We start from the raw sequence: 16,746 nt of genomic DNA on the forward strand, positions 1-16,746 counted from the left end.
AGCCTCTTTTGGACAACGTACGGTGGATTAAACACCAACATTTTTGAAATTAAACAAAACCGGGCAGATTATGCCGAATTTGATGAGATAAGGGAAGAGTTTGGCCGGTGAAAATGGTGCTGATAGGCGGATTTGAACCGCCGACCTCACCCTTACCAAGGGTGCGCTCTACCAACTGAGCTATATCAGCACTTTCAGATTATTTGGAGCGGGTAGTGGGAATCGAACCCACATCATCAGCTTGGAAGGCTGAGGTAATAGCCATTATACGATACCCGCATGCCTTGAATCGGGCCACCTCAAACCACTCTGAACTCACCGCATTCAACAACTAATGCAGAAATTGGTGGAGGGGGCAGGATTCGAACCTGCGAAGGCTGAGCCGTCAGATTTACAGTCTGATCCCTTTGACCGCTCGGGAACCCCTCCGAACCTAATTTTGAGTTGGTGCCGGCAGAGAGAGTCGAACTCCCGACCTACTGATTACAAGTCAGTTGCTCTACCAGCTGAGCTATGCCGGCACCCCGGTTAGGTGGAGCGCATTCTATTGTATCGATTTTGATGATGCAATAGAAAATGCTATTTTTTTTGCTTTTCTGCGTTCGTTTGGTTAAATAGCGAACGGATGACGCAAAATAATGGTTTCTGCACGGTCAGGACCCGTTGAAATAATGTCCACTGGAACACCGGTTAAAACCTCGATACGTTTAATATATGCAAGGGCTGCCGTTGGCAAATCTTTGTGTTCGGTAATGCCAACAGTGCTATCTTGCCAACCTGGCATGGTCTCGTAAATAGGTTCTACGTGATCATAATCTTCCGCGGCCATCGGCGGATACTCAGTGATGTCGCCATTAGGTAATTTATAACCCACACAGATTTTCAATTCTTCTAGGCCGTCCAAGACATCGAGCTTGGTTAAGCAAAAACCGCTCACTGAGTTAATTTGTACTGCCCGACGTGCGGCTACTGCGTCAAACCAACCGGTACGACGTTTACGCCCAGTGGTAGCACCAAATTCATGGCCTTTTACACCTAAATGTTCGCCAACGGCACAATCTAACTCCGTTGGGAAAGGACCACTACCAACTCGGGTGGTATAGGCTTTAACAATACCAAGCACGTAATCAATATAACGTGGACCGAAACCAGCCCCCGTCGACACCCCACCAGCGGTCGTATTTGATGAGGTGACGTAAGGGTATGTACCATGGTCGATGTCCAATAAGGTGCCTTGAGCCCCCTCAAACATGATGTGCTGGCCAGCTTTACGGGTTTCATCTAACAACGATGGAATGTCGGCGATCATGTCTTTTAGTTGCTTGGCAACTTCGTGGCAATAAGCTAATACCTGGTCGGCATCAACGGCGTCGACTTTGTAGTAGTTCACTAAGGTAAAGTTATGGAACTCGACCACTTCGCGTAATTTCTCTTCAAACCGCTCTGGGTTAAATAAATCGCCTACGCGCAGGCCTCGACGCGCTACTTTATCTTCGTAGGCTGGGCCAATGCCGCGACCGGTAGTACCGATAGCTTTGTTACCACGAGCCTTTTCACGAGCTTGGTCTAGGGCAATGTGATACGGCAAAATCAATGGGCAAGCTTCACTGATGAGTAAGCGGTCGCGTACGGGTACGCCACGCTTTTCTAACATCGCAATCTCTTCCATTAAGGCTTCTGGTGAAAGTACGACACCGTTACCGATAATACATTTAACGTTGCTACGCAAAATACCTGATGGGATCAGGTGCAGGACGGTTTTTTCACCATCGATGACCAGGGTGTGACCAGCATTGTGACCGCCTTGATAGCGAACCACTAACGATGCTTTATCGGTGAGTAGGTCGACAATCTTACCTTTACCCTCATCACCCCATTGCGTACCAAGAATTACGACGTTTTTACCCATGAGTTAGATACCAGCTGTGACTGTTAGAAAAACAGGTGTTGAAAAAACAGGCGCTGATTTTAACAGGAATTGCCCTTACAAGGTAGCCCGATCAGTGGCTGCTTAACGCCTTTTTTAAGCGTTGATAGTCGGCCACATCATGGTAAAGAGCAAAGCCAAACCTTAGTCGGTTGCCTCGGTAATCGGTTTCGATACCAGCTTTGGCTAGCTTTTCAGCAAGTTGCTGCACTTGGTCTGGATTATCCAAACGAAAGGTAAAGAAATGCCCATGCTGCGCCAACGAGTTAACTAATAAACGTTGGCGGTTAACTAAGGGGTGCCCTACTTCATCTAGTACGGCCAAAAAACCCTGCTGCAATTGCTGCACATAACCATGCATGTGGTCTACGCTTAACTGTTCTTGCTGCCACCATTGCAGCACACTTTCAAGCCGGTAGAGGGCGCTAAAATCCATCGTGGAGCCGGCGAAACGCAAGCCATCGTCAGCATATTGCACCTCGCCCTGTTGGGGCTTGGCTAAGTTCGCGAAATCAGCGAACCAACCAGTGTACTCTGGGCGTAACTGGCAGCCCTTAGGCACGGCCATGAAACAACAGCCCTCGCCCGCTTGTAGATATTTGTATGCACCAGCCAAGTAAAAAATTCGGTCCGCCACGGTACTTAAGTTGGTGGGTATGGCACCGCAACCATGATAGCCATCGACCACGATAGTACTTTCAGGATCAGCTTGAGGTACCCAATCATTTAAGTCTGGGCCAACCACACCTGAGTTATAGAAAACTTGGCTGGTAAAAATAAGCGTATAAGCATCAGCTGAGACTGCCTCTAACCAGCGTTGCGGGAAGCTAGCAAAGGGTTCTGTGGCAACCACAGTCACGGTTAAGTTACTGCGCTCTTGTAGCCGCCGCAATTGGCGAGAAAAGCTGTGAAACTCGCTATCTGTGGTCAAAATCGAAACGGGTTGGCTCAGGTCAAAACAACTCATCACTCGGTACAGCAGTTCGTGGGTGTTACTGGCGAACACAAATTGCTCAGGATGAGGATGCTGCAGCAGCTCGGCTAGCAAGGTTTGTACGGCGGGTACACGTTCACCAAAAATCTGGTTCCACTTATGATCGACACCTTGGGCGGTATCATCCCAATACTGGAGTTGCGCAGCACGCGTCACATCGGGCCAATAGTGATGACTATGGGGCGCGCAGTGTAAGCTATCCGGATGGCGTTGAAAGAAACCTTGGTAATACTGCTTGTAAGACATATCAGAAATTCTCAGCAAAGTAGTCGAGCGATGACCAGCAGCTTACCTACAAAAAACCCGCGGGACAACCGCGGGTTTTGATAGGTTTCAAAAGCTTAGCTAACAGCTATTTTTTACCACCAGTAACGTCTTTCAAATACTTGAAGAAGTCGCTGTCTGGTTCTAGCACTAACACATCATTGCCACTTTCAAAACTCTTCTGATACGCTTGCAAGCTGCGCAAGAATGAGAAGAACTCTGGGTCTTGAGTGTACACTTCAGCATAGATACCCGCAGCTTCAGCATCACCTTGGCCACGCAGTTCACGTGATTCACGCTCAGCATCAGCTAACATTACGGCTACTCGAGCATCTACATCAGCGCGGATGAATTCAGCTTGCTCACGACCTTCAGAGCGGTGTTCCATAGCTACTGCTTGACGCTCTGCACGCATCCGTTGGTAAATCGACTGGCTAACTTCGGTCGGCAAGTTGATTTGCATTACGCGCACGTCAATCACCTCAATACCCAGCTCTTGAGCGCTATCAGCACCACGAATAAGAGCTTCACGCATTAAGTTATCACGTTCACCCGACACGATTTCTTTAATGGTACGGCTACCAAATTCAGCCCGTAAACCGCTGTTCACCCGACGGGTTAACAAGGCTTCGGCTTGAGCTTGGTTACCACCATTGGTCGATAAATAGTAGGTTGCGAAATCAGAGATACGCCACTTTACATAAGTATCTACAATCAAGTCTTTTTTCTCGCTGGTTACAAAGCGATCGGGGTCACCATCAAGGGTTTTAAAACGCGCATCTAAGCGTTTAACCTGCTCAATAAAAGGCAGCTTAAAGTGTAAGCCCGGCTCAAATACGACGGCTTCGCCAGTATTTGCGTCACGTTGTACCTTACCAAATTGCACCACAATGGCGCGTTCGCCTTCTTTCACTACAAAGAGTGAAGAAACCCCAAGGGCTAAGGCGACTATAACTAAAATGGCTACTAAGTTTTTCATCGTTTACCCCCGGCCACTGTTGAAGCGGTCGCTACTACGTGTGGTATTGCTGTTAGTGCTTGCAGGGTTGTTATTCTGCGAACTTGGGTTCGTTGAATTAATCCCTTGCTGTGGCGCACGCTCTTGGCTTTGCGCTTCAGAACGGCTGCGTTGCTGCTGTTCTAAAATTTTATCTAACGGCAAGTACATCATGTTATTGCTACCTTCAACATCCACCATCACTTTGCTGGTGTTGGCATAGATAGCTTCTAACGTTTCTAAGTACAAACGTTCACGTGTAACAACTGGAGCGGCTTTGTATTGTGGCAGCAATTCTTTAAAACGTGCTACCTCACCTTGCGCTTTCAGTACGGTCTGCTCGCGATAAGCTTGCGCTTCTTGCAGCACTCGACGTACTTGACCACGAGCTAACGGCTCAATTTGTCGGGCGTAAGCTTCAGCTTCACGAATAAAGCGCTGTTCGTCTTCTTGTGCCGCAATAGCGTCATCAAAAGCGTCTTTCACAGCTTCTGGCGGACGCGCAGGCAACAAGTTCACATCAACAATTTGAATCCCTAACAGATAAGGTGCAATGATGTTGTCTAACAATTCTAGCGTGTCAGCACGAACACTTTCACGTCCTACTGTTAGTACTTCATCCATGGTGGTGTGACCCACCACGTAACGCAAGGCACTGTCTGTCGCTTGGGCAAGACTGCGGTCGGCGTTCTCTACTGCGTAGAGATAATCGCGCGGATTGATGATGCGATACTGTACGTCTAGCTCAACATGCACCACGTTCTCGTCTTGAGTCAGCATGAAACCTTCTGACTGGAACTGTCGCACATTGCTCACGTCAACGGTTTGTACGCTATCAATGAATACCGGGCGCCAATGCAGACCTGATTCTACTAAATTGTGGTATTGACCGAAGCGCAGTACCACCCCACGTTCGGCTTCTTTGACCGTATAAATACCCGCCAAAAACCAAACTAATAGGGCGATAATCGCAATCACACCAAAGCCCTTGCCGGATAAACCGCCACTGCTTCGATTTTGATTGTTGCCACTTTTCTTACCACCTAGGCCAAGTTTACCTAGGAGGTTACGCACTGCTTCATCTAAATCTGGCGGACCTTGATCGCGGCCGCCTTGTTGTTTCCATGGATCACGGTCATTGTTATTACCGTTTCCCGGTTGATTCCAGGCCATTGATTACTCCAACTCTGGGTTGCTGTTTAATTGTATTCGTTAGTTATTCTACAAAGCCTTGCAGGTTATCGCCATATTCTTCGGCGACCTGTTTACACAATCTACGCCAATCTACTTGAGACATACGTACCTGCATTGAAAATTGTCCATCGTCCGCAGTAGTTTCTGCGGTGACACTCTTAAGTGCATACAGCTTACCACGTAATTTACCCATCGAGGGTGGAATTCGTAAGGATACGTCAACCATCTGTGGACGCAAGCGTTGCACCAAGGCTTGTTGTAACAAATCTATTCCGGCCCCACTCTGAGCTGAAAGCCAGACCCGGATTGGCATGCCTTGATCATCAGTATCAATGCGCGCTACTCCATTATCAAGCTGATCGATCTTATTACAAATCAACAACTGCGGAATTTCGTCGGCACCAATTTCGGCCAGTACTTCTTCAACTTGATGGATGTTGTCTTGTTGACGGTCATCGGCCACATCAATCACGTGTAAGAGTAAATCCGCTTCTTGGGTTTCTTGTAGGGTCGCTTTAAAGGCGGCCACGAGTTCATGGGGCAAATGCCGAATAAAACCTACCGTATCAGCCAAAATAATAGGCCCCACATCGGTGAGTTCAAGCTTGCGCAAGGTTGGGTCGAGGGTAGCAAAGAGCTGGTCGGCCGCATACACCCCGGCTTCAGTGATCTTATTAAAGAGGGTAGATTTACCAGCGTTGGTGTATCCCACTAAAGATACCGTCGGAATCTCAGCGCGTTGGCGTGCGCGACGACCTTGTTCGCGCTGCTTCTGAACTTTGTCTAAGCGCCCCAAAATGTTTTTGATACGGCCACGAATTAAGCGACGGTCCGTTTCTAGCTGGGTTTCACCTGGGCCACGCAAACCAATCCCGCCTTTTTGCCGTTCTAAGTGAGTCCAGCCGCGTACCAATCGTGTTTGGATATGACGCAATTGCGCTAGTTCTACTTGCAGCTTACCTTCGTGAGTGCGGGCGCGCTGGGCAAAGATATCAAGAATCAAGCCGGTGCGGTCGAGCACGCGACATTGACACAACTTTTCTAAGTTGCGTTCTTGGGTAGGTGTAAGGCTGTGGTTAAAAATAACGATGTTAGCATCGAGCAAGCGCACCTGATCGGCAATTTCTTCCGCTTTACCCGAACCAATAAAATACTTAGAACTGGGTGCGCTACGCGAAGCAGTCACCACACCGAGGGTTTCAACCCCGGCGGATGACACTAATAACTTCAGTTCAGAGAGATCTTCACGATCAATTTCTGCAGGAAAATCAACGTGTACCAGGACAGCCTGTTCACCACTTTCAAACCTATCAAACAAGCTATCACTGCTCCCCTAACATCAATTAATCGATCGCTTCTTCAGAGCTTTCTGCCATAGGCAGATAATTCTGTGGAATGCGCGCTGGCACCACCGTTGAAATGGCGTGCTTATACACCATCTGGCTGACTGTATTTTTCAGCAAAATAACAAATTGATCAAAAGACTCAATTTGTCCTTGTAGTTTAATTCCATTTACTAAGTAAATCGAAACCGGCACACGCTCGCGGCGCAGTGCATTCAAAAAAGGGTCTTGTAGAGTTTGCCCCTTGGCCATAATAGTGCGTCCTTTTTTTTGTTATTGTGAGTGCCTAGCAACATACTACTGCGCTAAAACGTGCCAGCCACTTAAAATATAGACAATTTTTTTAAATAGTGTAACTCAGAACCATTTTATTTCAGTTAATACTGAATATGGGGATTAGTTTAAGCTTTTCAAGGAGCAATTGAACGATAGTTTGTTCGATTGCAGCTATCGCTAAAGCAACTCAGCGAATACTTCGCCTTGGTGTTGCTGACAGTAAGCAATCGCTTGGACCGCTAAATCATCCGCATCCGTATCTAACCAATGCACCCCGGGCCATTTGCGCAGCCAAGTTAACTGCCGCTTGGCTAATTGCCGAGTGGCGGCAATGCCGCGCTCGACCATCTCGTCATAACTGCACTCGCCAGCTAAATACTGCCAAGCCTGACGATACCCCACACAGCGTAACGCGGGTAAATCGAGATGCAAATCGGACCGCTGTCTTAATTGTTCGACCTCGGCGAGAAAATCTTGTTCCAACATTTGTAAAAATCTTACCTTAATACGCTCGTGCAAGACGCTGCGATTATGGGGCGCCACGGCTAATTGCAGTACCGGATAGGGTAATGCTCCAGTGCGCTGGGTGGTAAGTTCAGTAAGCGTTTGACCACTGCTTAAATAGACTTCCAGGGCCCTTACTAAGCGCTGGGGATCATGCGGATGAATCCGTGCGGCACTCACCGGGTCTATCTGTTCTAGGCGCTGATGTAGAGCATGGGTACCTGCGCTAGCAACTTGTTCAAGTAGCTGCTGGCGAATGGCCGGGTCTGCTTCAGGTAAATCGGACATGCCTTCTAGCAAGGCTTTGAAATACAACATGGTACCGCCTACCAGCAATGGAATGCGGCCACGCGCCAGAATGGCTTCTATTTCTTCGCGCGCATCGGCTGCAAATTGTGCCGCTGAATAGCTTTCGCTAGGGTCACAGATGTCAATCAATCGATGCGGTGCTTGCGCTTGTTCAGCGGCACTTGGCTTCGCGGTTCCGATATCCATACCGCGATAGATCAGGGCAGAATCCACCGAGATAATATCGCAGGGTAACGCCTGTGTTAGCGCAATAGCTAAGCCTGTTTTGCCGGCTGCCGTGGGCCCGTAAAGGCAAATGACTTTATTGGTAAAAGTGGTCATCAAGTTTCCTTAGCCGTGTCCGTACTGCTGACTTCAGGTGGCAGTGAAAGCGCATACAAATAGTCGGCAATAGGGTCTTGTAGCCACTGCTGTAACCAGTGTTCAGCTTGGCTCAAATTGAACTGGGACAACACCTGGAACTGGGCCAGCCAACGGAATAACTGCGGGCTGTCCAACTGCTTAACCAGTTGCGCTAAGGTAACTGTGAGGTTGGTTTGCCGCAGCATGGATGGCACTTCTAACAAGGTGACCCGATTGCGGCCAAACTCACAACGGACCCCTAAGCGCGCCAACTGTTCAGCGGGAACAGCCCGTAATGCTGCGATTAAGGGCGCATCCTGTAATTGCAACGGTATCAACAGGGGTTGCCCAGCTAACCCTAACTGCCATTGTTGCTGCAATTGTTTGCTCAGCACATACTGCTGTACTGCAGCTAAATCTAACAGCGCCAGCAGGTGCTGCTGAGAACCCAATTCAACCTGCTGCAATAAGGCAAAACGTTGCTGTATAACTGACAGTAATTTAGGACCGGTGACAGCTGACTCAGACTGACTGGGAGCAGCCACTTGCTGCAACTGAGCCAAACTTGGGTGGGCTTGAGCGCGCTGCGGAAACAGCTGACTATGGCGTGGTTGTAACTCTTGCACCTGTTGACTGAGCTGACTGCTGGCCGGCTGATAACCATGTTGTGGTGGCGCTGCTGCAACCTTGCTGGCATCCGCTGCGCCGGCACCATGAGGCGCTGCCGTAGCACCGCTGCGGGCGGTGCTTGGAGCTTGTTGCAAGGCAGTGCGCAGAGCTGCTAACACAAAGTCATGAATCTGCCGCGCTTGATGAAAGCGCACTTCATGCTTGGCCGGATGCACATTCACATCCACGTCTTGAGGCGGTAATTCTAGATACAACACAAACGTGGGGACTCGATGTTGCCCCATGCTATCGCTGCTGGGGTCCGCTAATCCGCTAGCTTCACCGTAAGCTTGTCGCACCGCATGCGCCAGCAAGCGATCTTTCATCATCCTACCATTAACATAAAAGTACTGAATATCTGCCTGATGGCGACATTCTTCTGGCGCTGCGACCCAACCCCATAGGCGCACTGGACCACTAGCATGCTCCACCGCTAAGGCTGGATCGGTAAATTGCCGACCACACACTTGGCTGATGCGTTGTAATGCATCTTGTTGCGCCGATACCGCAGGGTAGTTACGCACCGGTTTATCGTTGTGGTTCAGGCTAAAACGCACCCCAAAACGAGCCAGTGCAATACGCCGTACGACCTCGTCGATATGGGCAAATTCAGTTTTGTCAGTACGCAAAAATTTGCGCCGCGCCGGTGTGTTAAAAAACAAATCTTGCACATCAACGGTAGTCCCATCCGGGTGACTTGCTGGGGCGATTTCAGCCTGCATATCACGCCCTTCTACCCAAGCCTGCCAAGCCTCGGCTTGCTGCGCTGGCTTTGAGGTTAGGGTTAAACGTGATACTGAACTAATACTGGCTAAGGCTTCGCCTCTAAAGCCTAAGCTTTGAATCGCTTCGAGGTCGTTGAGACTGCTGATTTTACTGGTGGCATGTCGACTAAGGGCTAAACCTAATTCAGCTTTGACAATACCAGTACCATCATCGCGAATACGAATACGCCGTCGACCACCTTGCTCAATATCAATGACAATATGGCTGGCACCTGCATCTAGACAGTTTTCCACCAGCTCTTTCACTACCGATGCGGGACGCTCGATCACCTCGCCTGCGGCAATTTGGTTGGCTAAACTGATCGGCAATAATTGAATCGGCATAACTGGCGTGCTCGTAGCTGGTGAGTCCGAAATAAATCAGGGTGTTATGGGATGTCTAGCACTTGCCCAACTTGCAGTACATTACTGGTTAGGTTGTTCCGTGTTTTCAATGCTTTGACGGTTGTATTGTAGCGCTTTGCAATCACCGATAACGACTCACCAGATTTTACCACATGTTGCGCCGCACGGCTTGATACAAACGACGAGCCATCGGGCGGACGCCGAGTAAAGTAATCGCGCACCCCTTGATAAATGGCGCGCGCCATCCGCTGCTGATAGGCGTTGCTTAACAGTTGCTGTTCTTCTTGTGGATTTGAGATAAAACCGGTTTCCACCAAAATCGAGGGTTTACCTGACGTAAGCACGGCAAAACTGGCATGTTGCGGTTTGTCTTTGTGCATAATGGCAATGCCATCCATATGCTTGAGGACATCTTCGGCCACTTCAAAACCGGCACTCATGGCATGGCCCATGGTCATATCAATGAGAGCTTTGTTTAAGTAACCGTGGGTATCGTCAGACTCTACCCGCAAATCGATGCCTCCAAGCACATCAGACAGCCGCTCTTTATCCTCTAACATACGACCCATTTCAGTGGTAGCGCGACGTGAGGAGAGCACCCACACCGACCCGCCACGGGGTTTCGGTGAGGTAAAAGCATCCGCATGAATGGATACTAACAAATCGGCTTCAATTTCTTGAGCTTTACGGGCGCGCGCTTTGAGACCCACGTAATAGTCACCACTGCGAATCAAGTAGGCCTGCATAGCTGGATCTTGGTTGATCATATCCGCTAGCGCTTTCGATATTTTCAACACAATATCTTTTTCGTAGGCTCCCGATGGCCCAATTGAACCGGGATCATCGCCACCATGCCCAGCATCGATGGCAATGGTCACTTTTCTTTCTTGTAATTCATCGGCACGTAACGGGGTATTTTTGCGCTCAATCGATCGCCCTTTTAAATCGATTACTAAGCGCTCGCCATATTGCTCGTTGGCCCGCACCGGAAAAATCTCAAATTCAATCTTGTCGTTGAGCTCAATCACAACACGAGTGGATTGCTTGTTCTTGGGGGTACTAGTACGAATTTTCTTAATCAACAGTGAGTTATTTTCCACTTTGGCTAAGTCAACCTTGAGAGCGGTTTGGTTAAAATCAATCACCAGCCGATAGGGTGTTTGTTGATACAAGGTAAAATAACTAAAATCAGGAGTTGCAGACAGATCAAAAACGACCCGCGTATTATCAGGCGCAGGCCACATTCGTACATTGTTGATGCTGTTAACTTGCACCGAGAAACTGGTGGTACTGAACAGCAGCAAACTGCAACTAATAAAAACGCGTATCCAATAGGGCATTAAAGTGTTTCGAGAACCGCTCGACCTCGTGTTGTTAGCGCATGTATCGTCATAGTTCGACCCGGTTGGGCATAGTCTATGGTTATAGTTATATCAGCTTCGGGTAAGTATCCTGTCCCTCGCTGCGGCCATTCGGCTAAAATAATCTGATGATCTCCAAGGTAATCGCGGATGCCCATGAATTCAAGTTCTTCTGGATCAGCAAGCCGATACAAATCAAAGTGATGAATGGTCCAAGGACTCAACTCATAGGTCTCTACCAAGGTGTAAGTAGGGCTTTTCACTGCACCTTGGTGGCCCAAGGTCTGGATAAAACCACGGCTAAAAGTGGTTTTACCTGCACCTAGATCACCGTACAAATAACAAGTAAAGGCAGTTGCAGCAGGCCCCGCCTGTTGTAATAGCTTAGTGGTGTTACGGGCTAATTGTTGCGCTACCTGCAGTAGCTCTGCTTCGGTGGCTGCGCTACGAATAATAGTTGTCATCAAGGGTTCACCAAGGCTCTGAGTTCATTCACAATATCGCTTGCTATAGTACCACGTTCTCCGGCTTGCGCAGCATTTTCGCCAGCAACGGCATGCACCCAAACTGCAGTCGCTACCAGTTCATGCAAAGCTGCAGCTGAAGGTTGCCGATGCTGCGCTAGCAAGGCCCCTAAGAGGCCACTGAGCACATCGCCCGAGCCGGCTGTTGCCAAGGCCGAGCTACCACGATCACACACTAAGATGCGCTCAATTTGGTGTGCTGGCCCGGCGATTAAAGTTCCTGCTCCTTTGAGTAGCACCTGGGCATTAAAGTTCGTAACTAATTGCGTTAACGCTTCGTATCGATCCGCTTCCACCACGGCCGTCATATTCTCATCCGCAAACCGAGTGCTCATCACAGACCGTAACAAGCGACCCGCCTCTGCGGGATGCGGAGTTAATACCCACTGCCGTAAGTTGGGTGACGGCTCGCCCTGCGGCAACTGCGCTAAGAGATTGAGGGCGTCGGCATCGGCAACCACCGGCGGTAACGGCCCTGAAAGCTCCGTGAGCCAATCTAACAACTGCTGTAGCTGCTGTTGCGCCCAAGCATCACGACCTAATCCCGGCCCAATCACGATAGCATCCGCTTGCTCAAGCCAAGGGATAAGGCCCTTTTCATCGGTGCCATGCACCATGAGTTCGGGCTGCGCTTGCGCAATAATGGCAAGTGTGTGCGGATGCGTAACCAGAGTGACCTTACCCGCACCGCTGCGTAAGGCTGCCCGCCCAGCCAAAATAGCCGCGCCACTCATACCAGGCCCGCCAGCAATCAAAACAAGATGACCATGGTCACCTTTGTGCGAGCTAGGCTTTCGTTTCGCCAACCAGCGCTGCGCTAGCTCTGGCTGCACCAGCTCAGCCATGGGCGACTGTTTGCTAAAGGCTGCGCCGATGCCCAATTCGGCCAAGCTCAGCTGCCCTACGTAATCTTTGGCCTTACCTGTTACTAGTCCTGCTTTTATCGCTACCATAGTCACGGTGTGTGCTGCAGTTACCGCAATCGGTTGCGGTTGCCCGGTATCACTGTTTAATCCGGTTGGCACGTCCACACTCAACACCCAAGCGGTGTTAGCTGCGGCATTGATAGCCTGCACCGCAGCTAGGTAAAAACCAGCCAGAGGCCGGGTAAGTCCACTGCCAAGCACAGCATCAACAAGGATCTGGTAGCCGTGTAAGCTATCGATGCTACTCTGCCAGCGACCGCCCTCCGCCTGCCACGCCGCCTGTGCTTGTTGTGCTAGCTTGGTAGTTGGGGGCACCGCATAAACCGTCACCTGATAGCCCGCGGCTTGAGCCAGTCGTGCCAGCACCCAACCATCGCCACCGTTATTGCCGGGGCCACAAACAATAGCCACCCTAGCTGGTGCGGCGCAGTGATCCTGGATGGCCTGCAGACATGCTTGGGCAGCCGCTTGCATCAGTTGCGCCATACTCAAGCCAATCGCTGCGGCAGCTGCTTGCTCACCACTACGAACCTGTTCGGTGCGATATATCAAGTGCGATAATTGTGCCACCATGAGTCTCCCTATCGTGCGTTTTTGCCCAGATTTTGCTATGTTAGCCAACATCAATCGCAGGCATACTTACAAGAGTACGACACCATTCATGGATTATCATCAACTAGCTGCAGATATCAAACAATGGGGCCGCGACTTGGGCTTTCAGAAGGTCGGTATTACCGACGTTGACCTGAGCACTGAGCAGCAGCACTTAGAACGTTGGCTGGCAGCGGGTATGCATGGTGATATGGAATGGATGGCGCGACATGCAGAGTTACGCACCCGGCCCGATCAACTGCATCCCGGTGCAGTGCGTGCGATTTCGGTGCGGATGAATTATTTACCGGCTGAAGCTGGCTTTGCTAAAACCCTGAAAAATCCTCGTTTAGGCTACATTAGTCGCTATGCGCTTGGGCGCGACTATCATAAATTAATGCGCAAGCGCCTGAAACAACTAGGCGATAAGATACAAGCAGCATGTGCTGAGCTAGATTTTCGCCCCTTTGTGGATTCAGCTCCGATCATGGAGAAGCCACTAGCTATCAAAGCAGGTTTAGGTTGGCGTGGTAAACATACCTTAGTACTAGACGAAGCCCATGGCTCTTGGTTTTTCTTGGGTGAACTGCTGGTTAATCTACCTCTACCGATGGATTCACCCGTAGCCGAAAAATGTGGTAACTGCAGTGCCTGCATGACTATTTGTCCTACCCAAGCCATTGTCGAGCCCTATGTGTTAGACGCGCGTCGCTGTATTTCTTATTTAACCATTGAGCTCAAGCAAAGTATTCCGGAAGAATTTCGGCCGCTGATTGGCAATCGCATCTACGGTTGTGACGACTGCCAATTGATTTGTCCTTGGAATCGTTACGCCCATCTAACCGATGAAGCCGATTTTTCGCCGCGCCAGCACTTGCATGCTCCTGAACTACTGCAATTGTGGGCTTGGGATGAGGACACTTTTTTGCGACAAACTGAAGGTTCGCCGATTCGGCGGATTGGCCATGAATGTTGGCAGCGGAATATTGCGGTGGCCTTAGGCAATGCGCCAGCCGATGCTGCTATTATCGAGGCCTTGCAGCAGCGTCGTGATAGTGCTAGCGCTATGGTTCAAGAGCATATTGATTGGGCCTTAGCGCGGCAACAAGCAGGTTTAGGCAAAGTTGAAAAGCAAGTGCTAAGGCTGGTACGTGCGGTAGAAAAAGGCATGCCGCGAGATGCTTAAGGCCCAGCGCTGGAGCTATTCAACTTCGGTTAGTACCACGTTAACTCGACGGTTTTCGCTGCGTCCAGCTGCGGTAGTATTAGTCTGCAGCGGCGCACTATCTGCATAGCCGACAGCTCGCATCCGCTCTGGAGCTATGCCTTGCTCTGCTAAAAAGCGTACCACCACACTAGCCCGCGCGGCAGATAACTCCCAGTTGCTAGGAAACCGCTGATTACTGATCGGGATGTTATCCGTATGCCCTTCAACGCTGATAAACAGCTGATTTTTCTTCAACACCTCAGTTAGGGTTTGCATCACCTGGGCGGCCTGCTGATTAAATTCAGCTTCGCCGCTGTGAAATAAAATCTTGTCTTTAAGCTTAATATTAACTTTACCGGGCGAGGTGCTTACTTCTACTCCATCGGCTAAACCACTACTGGCAAACTGCGCCTGCAATTCGCTTTCAGTTAGTGCTAAGCCTGCTGACTGCTCTGCTGCGGCTTGCAATACTTGCTCGGATGGGCTCGGCGAGCCGGACAAGTCAGCATTGGCGAGCAAAATAACAAACAACACCAATAGCAGGGTCAGCAAGTCCATGTAGGTAGTAACCCAACTGTCCTCTTCGTCTACGGGCTGGTCATGCAGCGCCGCCACTCCATGCCCGAATAAACGTGCTGAAGCACCGCGATGCTCACGATGAGGTTCGCGATGTAAGTTGGCGGCTGCGTCCGAAGCTTTGGCTTGGGGGCCGCCGCTACGTTCCATCAGCTCATTTAAAGTAGGTTCGTTGCTCATAGCCGCTCAGATTTACCCTTGCCTAAACCTTCATGGAGCCCATTTTTCGCGGCAATATCGTTAGCCTCGTTGATATCCAGCTCATCTTCTACATGGGCGAAGAAGGTAGCTAAATATTCGCGAATGTAGGCTGGGCTGCGACCACGAGCAATCAGCAAGATGCCTTCTAAAATCATATTCATTAATTGCACGCGGCTCTCAGTACGACGCTCAAATTTAATCGCAATCGGTTTGAACAACATGTTTGCCAAGACCACCCCGTACAGCGTGGTTAATAGCGCAAAGGCCATGTCTACGCCAATCTCGCTCATGCTGCTCTGGCCCATGCCATGCAACATGTTAACCAGACCAACCAAGGTACCCAACATACCAAACGCGGGGGCAAAAGTGGCCATGGTGCGATACACCTGAGCTTCGGCGCGCTCTTTTAGTTTGGTCCGCAGAATTCGCCACTCTAATAACTCAGCGATATCCTCGGTCGGCGTGCGATCGATGAGTAACTGTAAACCGGTTTTTAAAAACGGGTTTTGTACCTGGTTTAATTGATCTTCAGCATTGGCAATGCGTCCCTGCACTAACTGTCGTGCCACCTCAACCAATTCGCGCTGGTCATCTTCGGCGTACATTTTTTCGTTACGCAGCACAATCCACAGAATCTTGAACACCCGCACCACATCACGCAATGGGTATGCCAACAAGGTGGCCGCAAAGGTACCGCCTAGCACTATGGCTAAGCCTGGTAGATTGATAAAGGACCAAGCATCGGCTGCGGTTAGCATCACCGATAGCACCACGATAGCAATGCCCGACAGCATGCCAATAAGAGTTGATAAATTCATGCGTCTCAGTAGTTGGTCACAGATGTTAGGTGTTATCGGCAGGAGGCTCGCCAGCTTTAATTTTATGCAGCAAACGCTCAAAAAATGCGGCACCTTTACGCCGTGCGAAAGCTATATTGCGCTCCGGGATCAGTTCAGGTTGATCAAAGTTATCCAGTGCCTCGGCCAGCTCGTCTTCACGTAAAATATGAAAGATAGGATAAGGTGCACGGTTGGTGTAATTGGCAGGGTCGTCTTCAGGCTCACCGGCGAAGCAGTAGGCCGGATGAAAGCTAGCCAACTGAAACACCCCTTCGTAGCCTTCTAATCGCAATAACTGATTAGCTAAGTCTAAGGTATCTAGATAATCGCTAAAATCGGCTAAAGCATTGGGCACTATCACCAGCGCTGTGGCCACTTCAGGATGCTCATCTAAAAACTTACACTCAGCCACCACGCTCGCCAAGATATCCTCGACCGCAGTAGCTTTGCACACCTGATAGTTAATGCGTTGAGCTTCAATTTCTTGCCGGGCAAACGGGCAAATGTTGTACTTTACAATCACTTGCCACAACCAGCGTTGGGTAACCTCAACCACCTGCTGCATGTTTCCC

At 49.8% G+C, this 16,746-nt stretch carries 15 protein-coding genes and 4 tRNA genes; 1 reads left to right on the top strand and 18 read right to left on the bottom strand.

Features of this window, described 5'->3' with window-relative positions:
- Positions 1-114 precede the first annotated feature (114 nt).
- The 15 genes from ACQ661_RS09700 to ACQ661_RS09770 all read right to left on the bottom strand — a co-directional run bounded on the left by ACQ661_RS09700 (position 115) and on the right by ACQ661_RS09770 (position 13,333).
- A tRNA-Thr gene (locus ACQ661_RS09700) sits at positions 115-190 on the bottom strand.
- Between the two features lie 14 nt (positions 191-204).
- Positions 205-279: transfer RNA gene (locus ACQ661_RS09705), tRNA-Gly, on the bottom strand.
- Between the two features lie 65 nt (positions 280-344).
- Positions 345-429 (bottom strand) — tRNA-Tyr (locus ACQ661_RS09710).
- 16 nt (positions 430-445) lie between these two features.
- A tRNA-Thr gene (locus ACQ661_RS09715) sits at positions 446-521 on the bottom strand.
- Positions 522-610: 89 nt separating this feature from the next.
- Positions 611-1,909, bottom strand: coding sequence for an adenylosuccinate synthase (locus tag ACQ661_RS09720; RefSeq protein ID WP_110076611.1), 1,299 nt, complete (start codon positions 1,907-1,909; stop codon positions 611-613).
- Positions 1,910-2,000: 91 nt separating this feature from the next.
- The gene (locus tag ACQ661_RS09725) at positions 2,001-3,167 is read right to left on the bottom strand and encodes an aminotransferase class V-fold PLP-dependent enzyme (RefSeq protein ID WP_110076612.1); all 1,167 of its coding nucleotides are present in this window, start codon (positions 3,165-3,167) and stop codon (positions 2,001-2,003) included.
- Positions 3,168-3,273: 106 nt separating this feature from the next.
- Complete coding sequence (hflC, locus tag ACQ661_RS09730) at positions 3,274-4,164, bottom strand: protease modulator HflC (protein ID WP_110076613.1); 891 nt, start codon at positions 4,162-4,164, stop codon at positions 3,274-3,276.
- A 3-nt stretch (positions 4,165-4,167) separates the two neighbouring features.
- A complete protein-coding gene (gene hflK / locus ACQ661_RS09735) occupies positions 4,168-5,355 on the bottom strand; it encodes an FtsH protease activity modulator HflK (protein WP_110076614.1) in 1,188 nt (395 codons plus the stop codon).
- A 43-nt stretch (positions 5,356-5,398) separates the two neighbouring features.
- A complete protein-coding gene (gene hflX, locus ACQ661_RS09740; RefSeq protein WP_110076615.1) occupies positions 5,399-6,694 on the bottom strand; it encodes a ribosome rescue GTPase HflX in 1,296 nt (431 codons plus the stop codon).
- 25 nt (positions 6,695-6,719) lie between these two features.
- Complete coding sequence (hfq, locus tag ACQ661_RS09745) at positions 6,720-6,971, bottom strand: RNA chaperone Hfq (protein ID WP_110076616.1); 252 nt, start codon at positions 6,969-6,971, stop codon at positions 6,720-6,722.
- A gap of 201 nt (positions 6,972-7,172) precedes the next feature.
- Positions 7,173-8,129 (bottom strand): tRNA (adenosine(37)-N6)-dimethylallyltransferase MiaA, encoded by a 957-nt coding sequence (gene miaA, locus ACQ661_RS09750; protein WP_110076617.1) that lies wholly within the window; start codon positions 8,127-8,129, stop codon positions 7,173-7,175.
- Positions 8,129-9,928, bottom strand: coding sequence for a DNA mismatch repair endonuclease MutL (gene mutL, locus ACQ661_RS09755; RefSeq protein WP_431668246.1), 1,800 nt, complete (start codon positions 9,926-9,928; stop codon positions 8,129-8,131). The genes miaA and mutL overlap by 1 nt, the downstream gene beginning before the upstream one ends.
- A 44-nt stretch (positions 9,929-9,972) precedes the next feature.
- Positions 9,973-11,289, bottom strand: coding sequence for an N-acetylmuramoyl-L-alanine amidase (locus ACQ661_RS09760; protein ID WP_431668247.1), 1,317 nt, complete (start codon positions 11,287-11,289; stop codon positions 9,973-9,975).
- Positions 11,289-11,774, bottom strand: coding sequence for a tRNA (adenosine(37)-N6)-threonylcarbamoyltransferase complex ATPase subunit type 1 TsaE (tsaE, locus tag ACQ661_RS09765; RefSeq protein ID WP_110076620.1), 486 nt, complete (start codon positions 11,772-11,774; stop codon positions 11,289-11,291). The genes ACQ661_RS09760 and tsaE overlap by 1 nt, the downstream gene beginning before the upstream one ends.
- Positions 11,774-13,333, bottom strand: a complete 1,560-nt coding sequence (locus ACQ661_RS09770) for an NAD(P)H-hydrate dehydratase (protein WP_181394949.1) — start codon at positions 13,331-13,333, stop codon at positions 11,774-11,776. The genes tsaE and ACQ661_RS09770 overlap by 1 nt, the downstream gene beginning before the upstream one ends.
- A gap of 37 nt (positions 13,334-13,370) precedes the next feature.
- Here ACQ661_RS09770 and queG point away from each other — a divergent pair, with 37 nt between their 5' ends.
- Entirely contained in the window at positions 13,371-14,537 is a 1,167-nt protein-coding gene (queG, locus tag ACQ661_RS09775; RefSeq protein WP_431668265.1) for a tRNA epoxyqueuosine(34) reductase QueG, read from the top strand.
- A 15-nt stretch (positions 14,538-14,552) separates the two neighbouring features.
- On the opposite strand, the gene ACQ661_RS09780 is transcribed toward queG, so the two are convergent.
- From ACQ661_RS09780 to ACQ661_RS09790, 3 genes are read right to left on the bottom strand one after another with little or no spacing between them, the layout of a single operon-like run.
- Positions 14,553-15,314, bottom strand: coding sequence for an OmpA/MotB family protein (locus ACQ661_RS09780; protein WP_431668248.1), 762 nt, complete (start codon positions 15,312-15,314; stop codon positions 14,553-14,555).
- The gene (locus ACQ661_RS09785) at positions 15,311-16,153 is read right to left on the bottom strand and encodes a motility protein A (RefSeq protein ID WP_110076623.1); all 843 of its coding nucleotides are present in this window, start codon (positions 16,151-16,153) and stop codon (positions 15,311-15,313) included. Before ACQ661_RS09785 ends, ACQ661_RS09780 begins: the two co-directional genes overlap by 4 nt.
- 25 nt (positions 16,154-16,178) lie before the next feature.
- Positions 16,179-16,739 (bottom strand): DUF1415 domain-containing protein, encoded by a 561-nt coding sequence (locus tag ACQ661_RS09790; RefSeq protein ID WP_431668249.1) that lies wholly within the window; start codon positions 16,737-16,739, stop codon positions 16,179-16,181.
- Between the last annotated feature and the right edge of the window lie 7 nt (positions 16,740-16,746).

The organism is Pseudidiomarina sp. WS423 (genome assembly GCF_050750165.1).
Taxonomy (GTDB): Bacteria; Pseudomonadota; Gammaproteobacteria; order Enterobacterales; family Alteromonadaceae; genus Pseudidiomarina; species Pseudidiomarina fusca.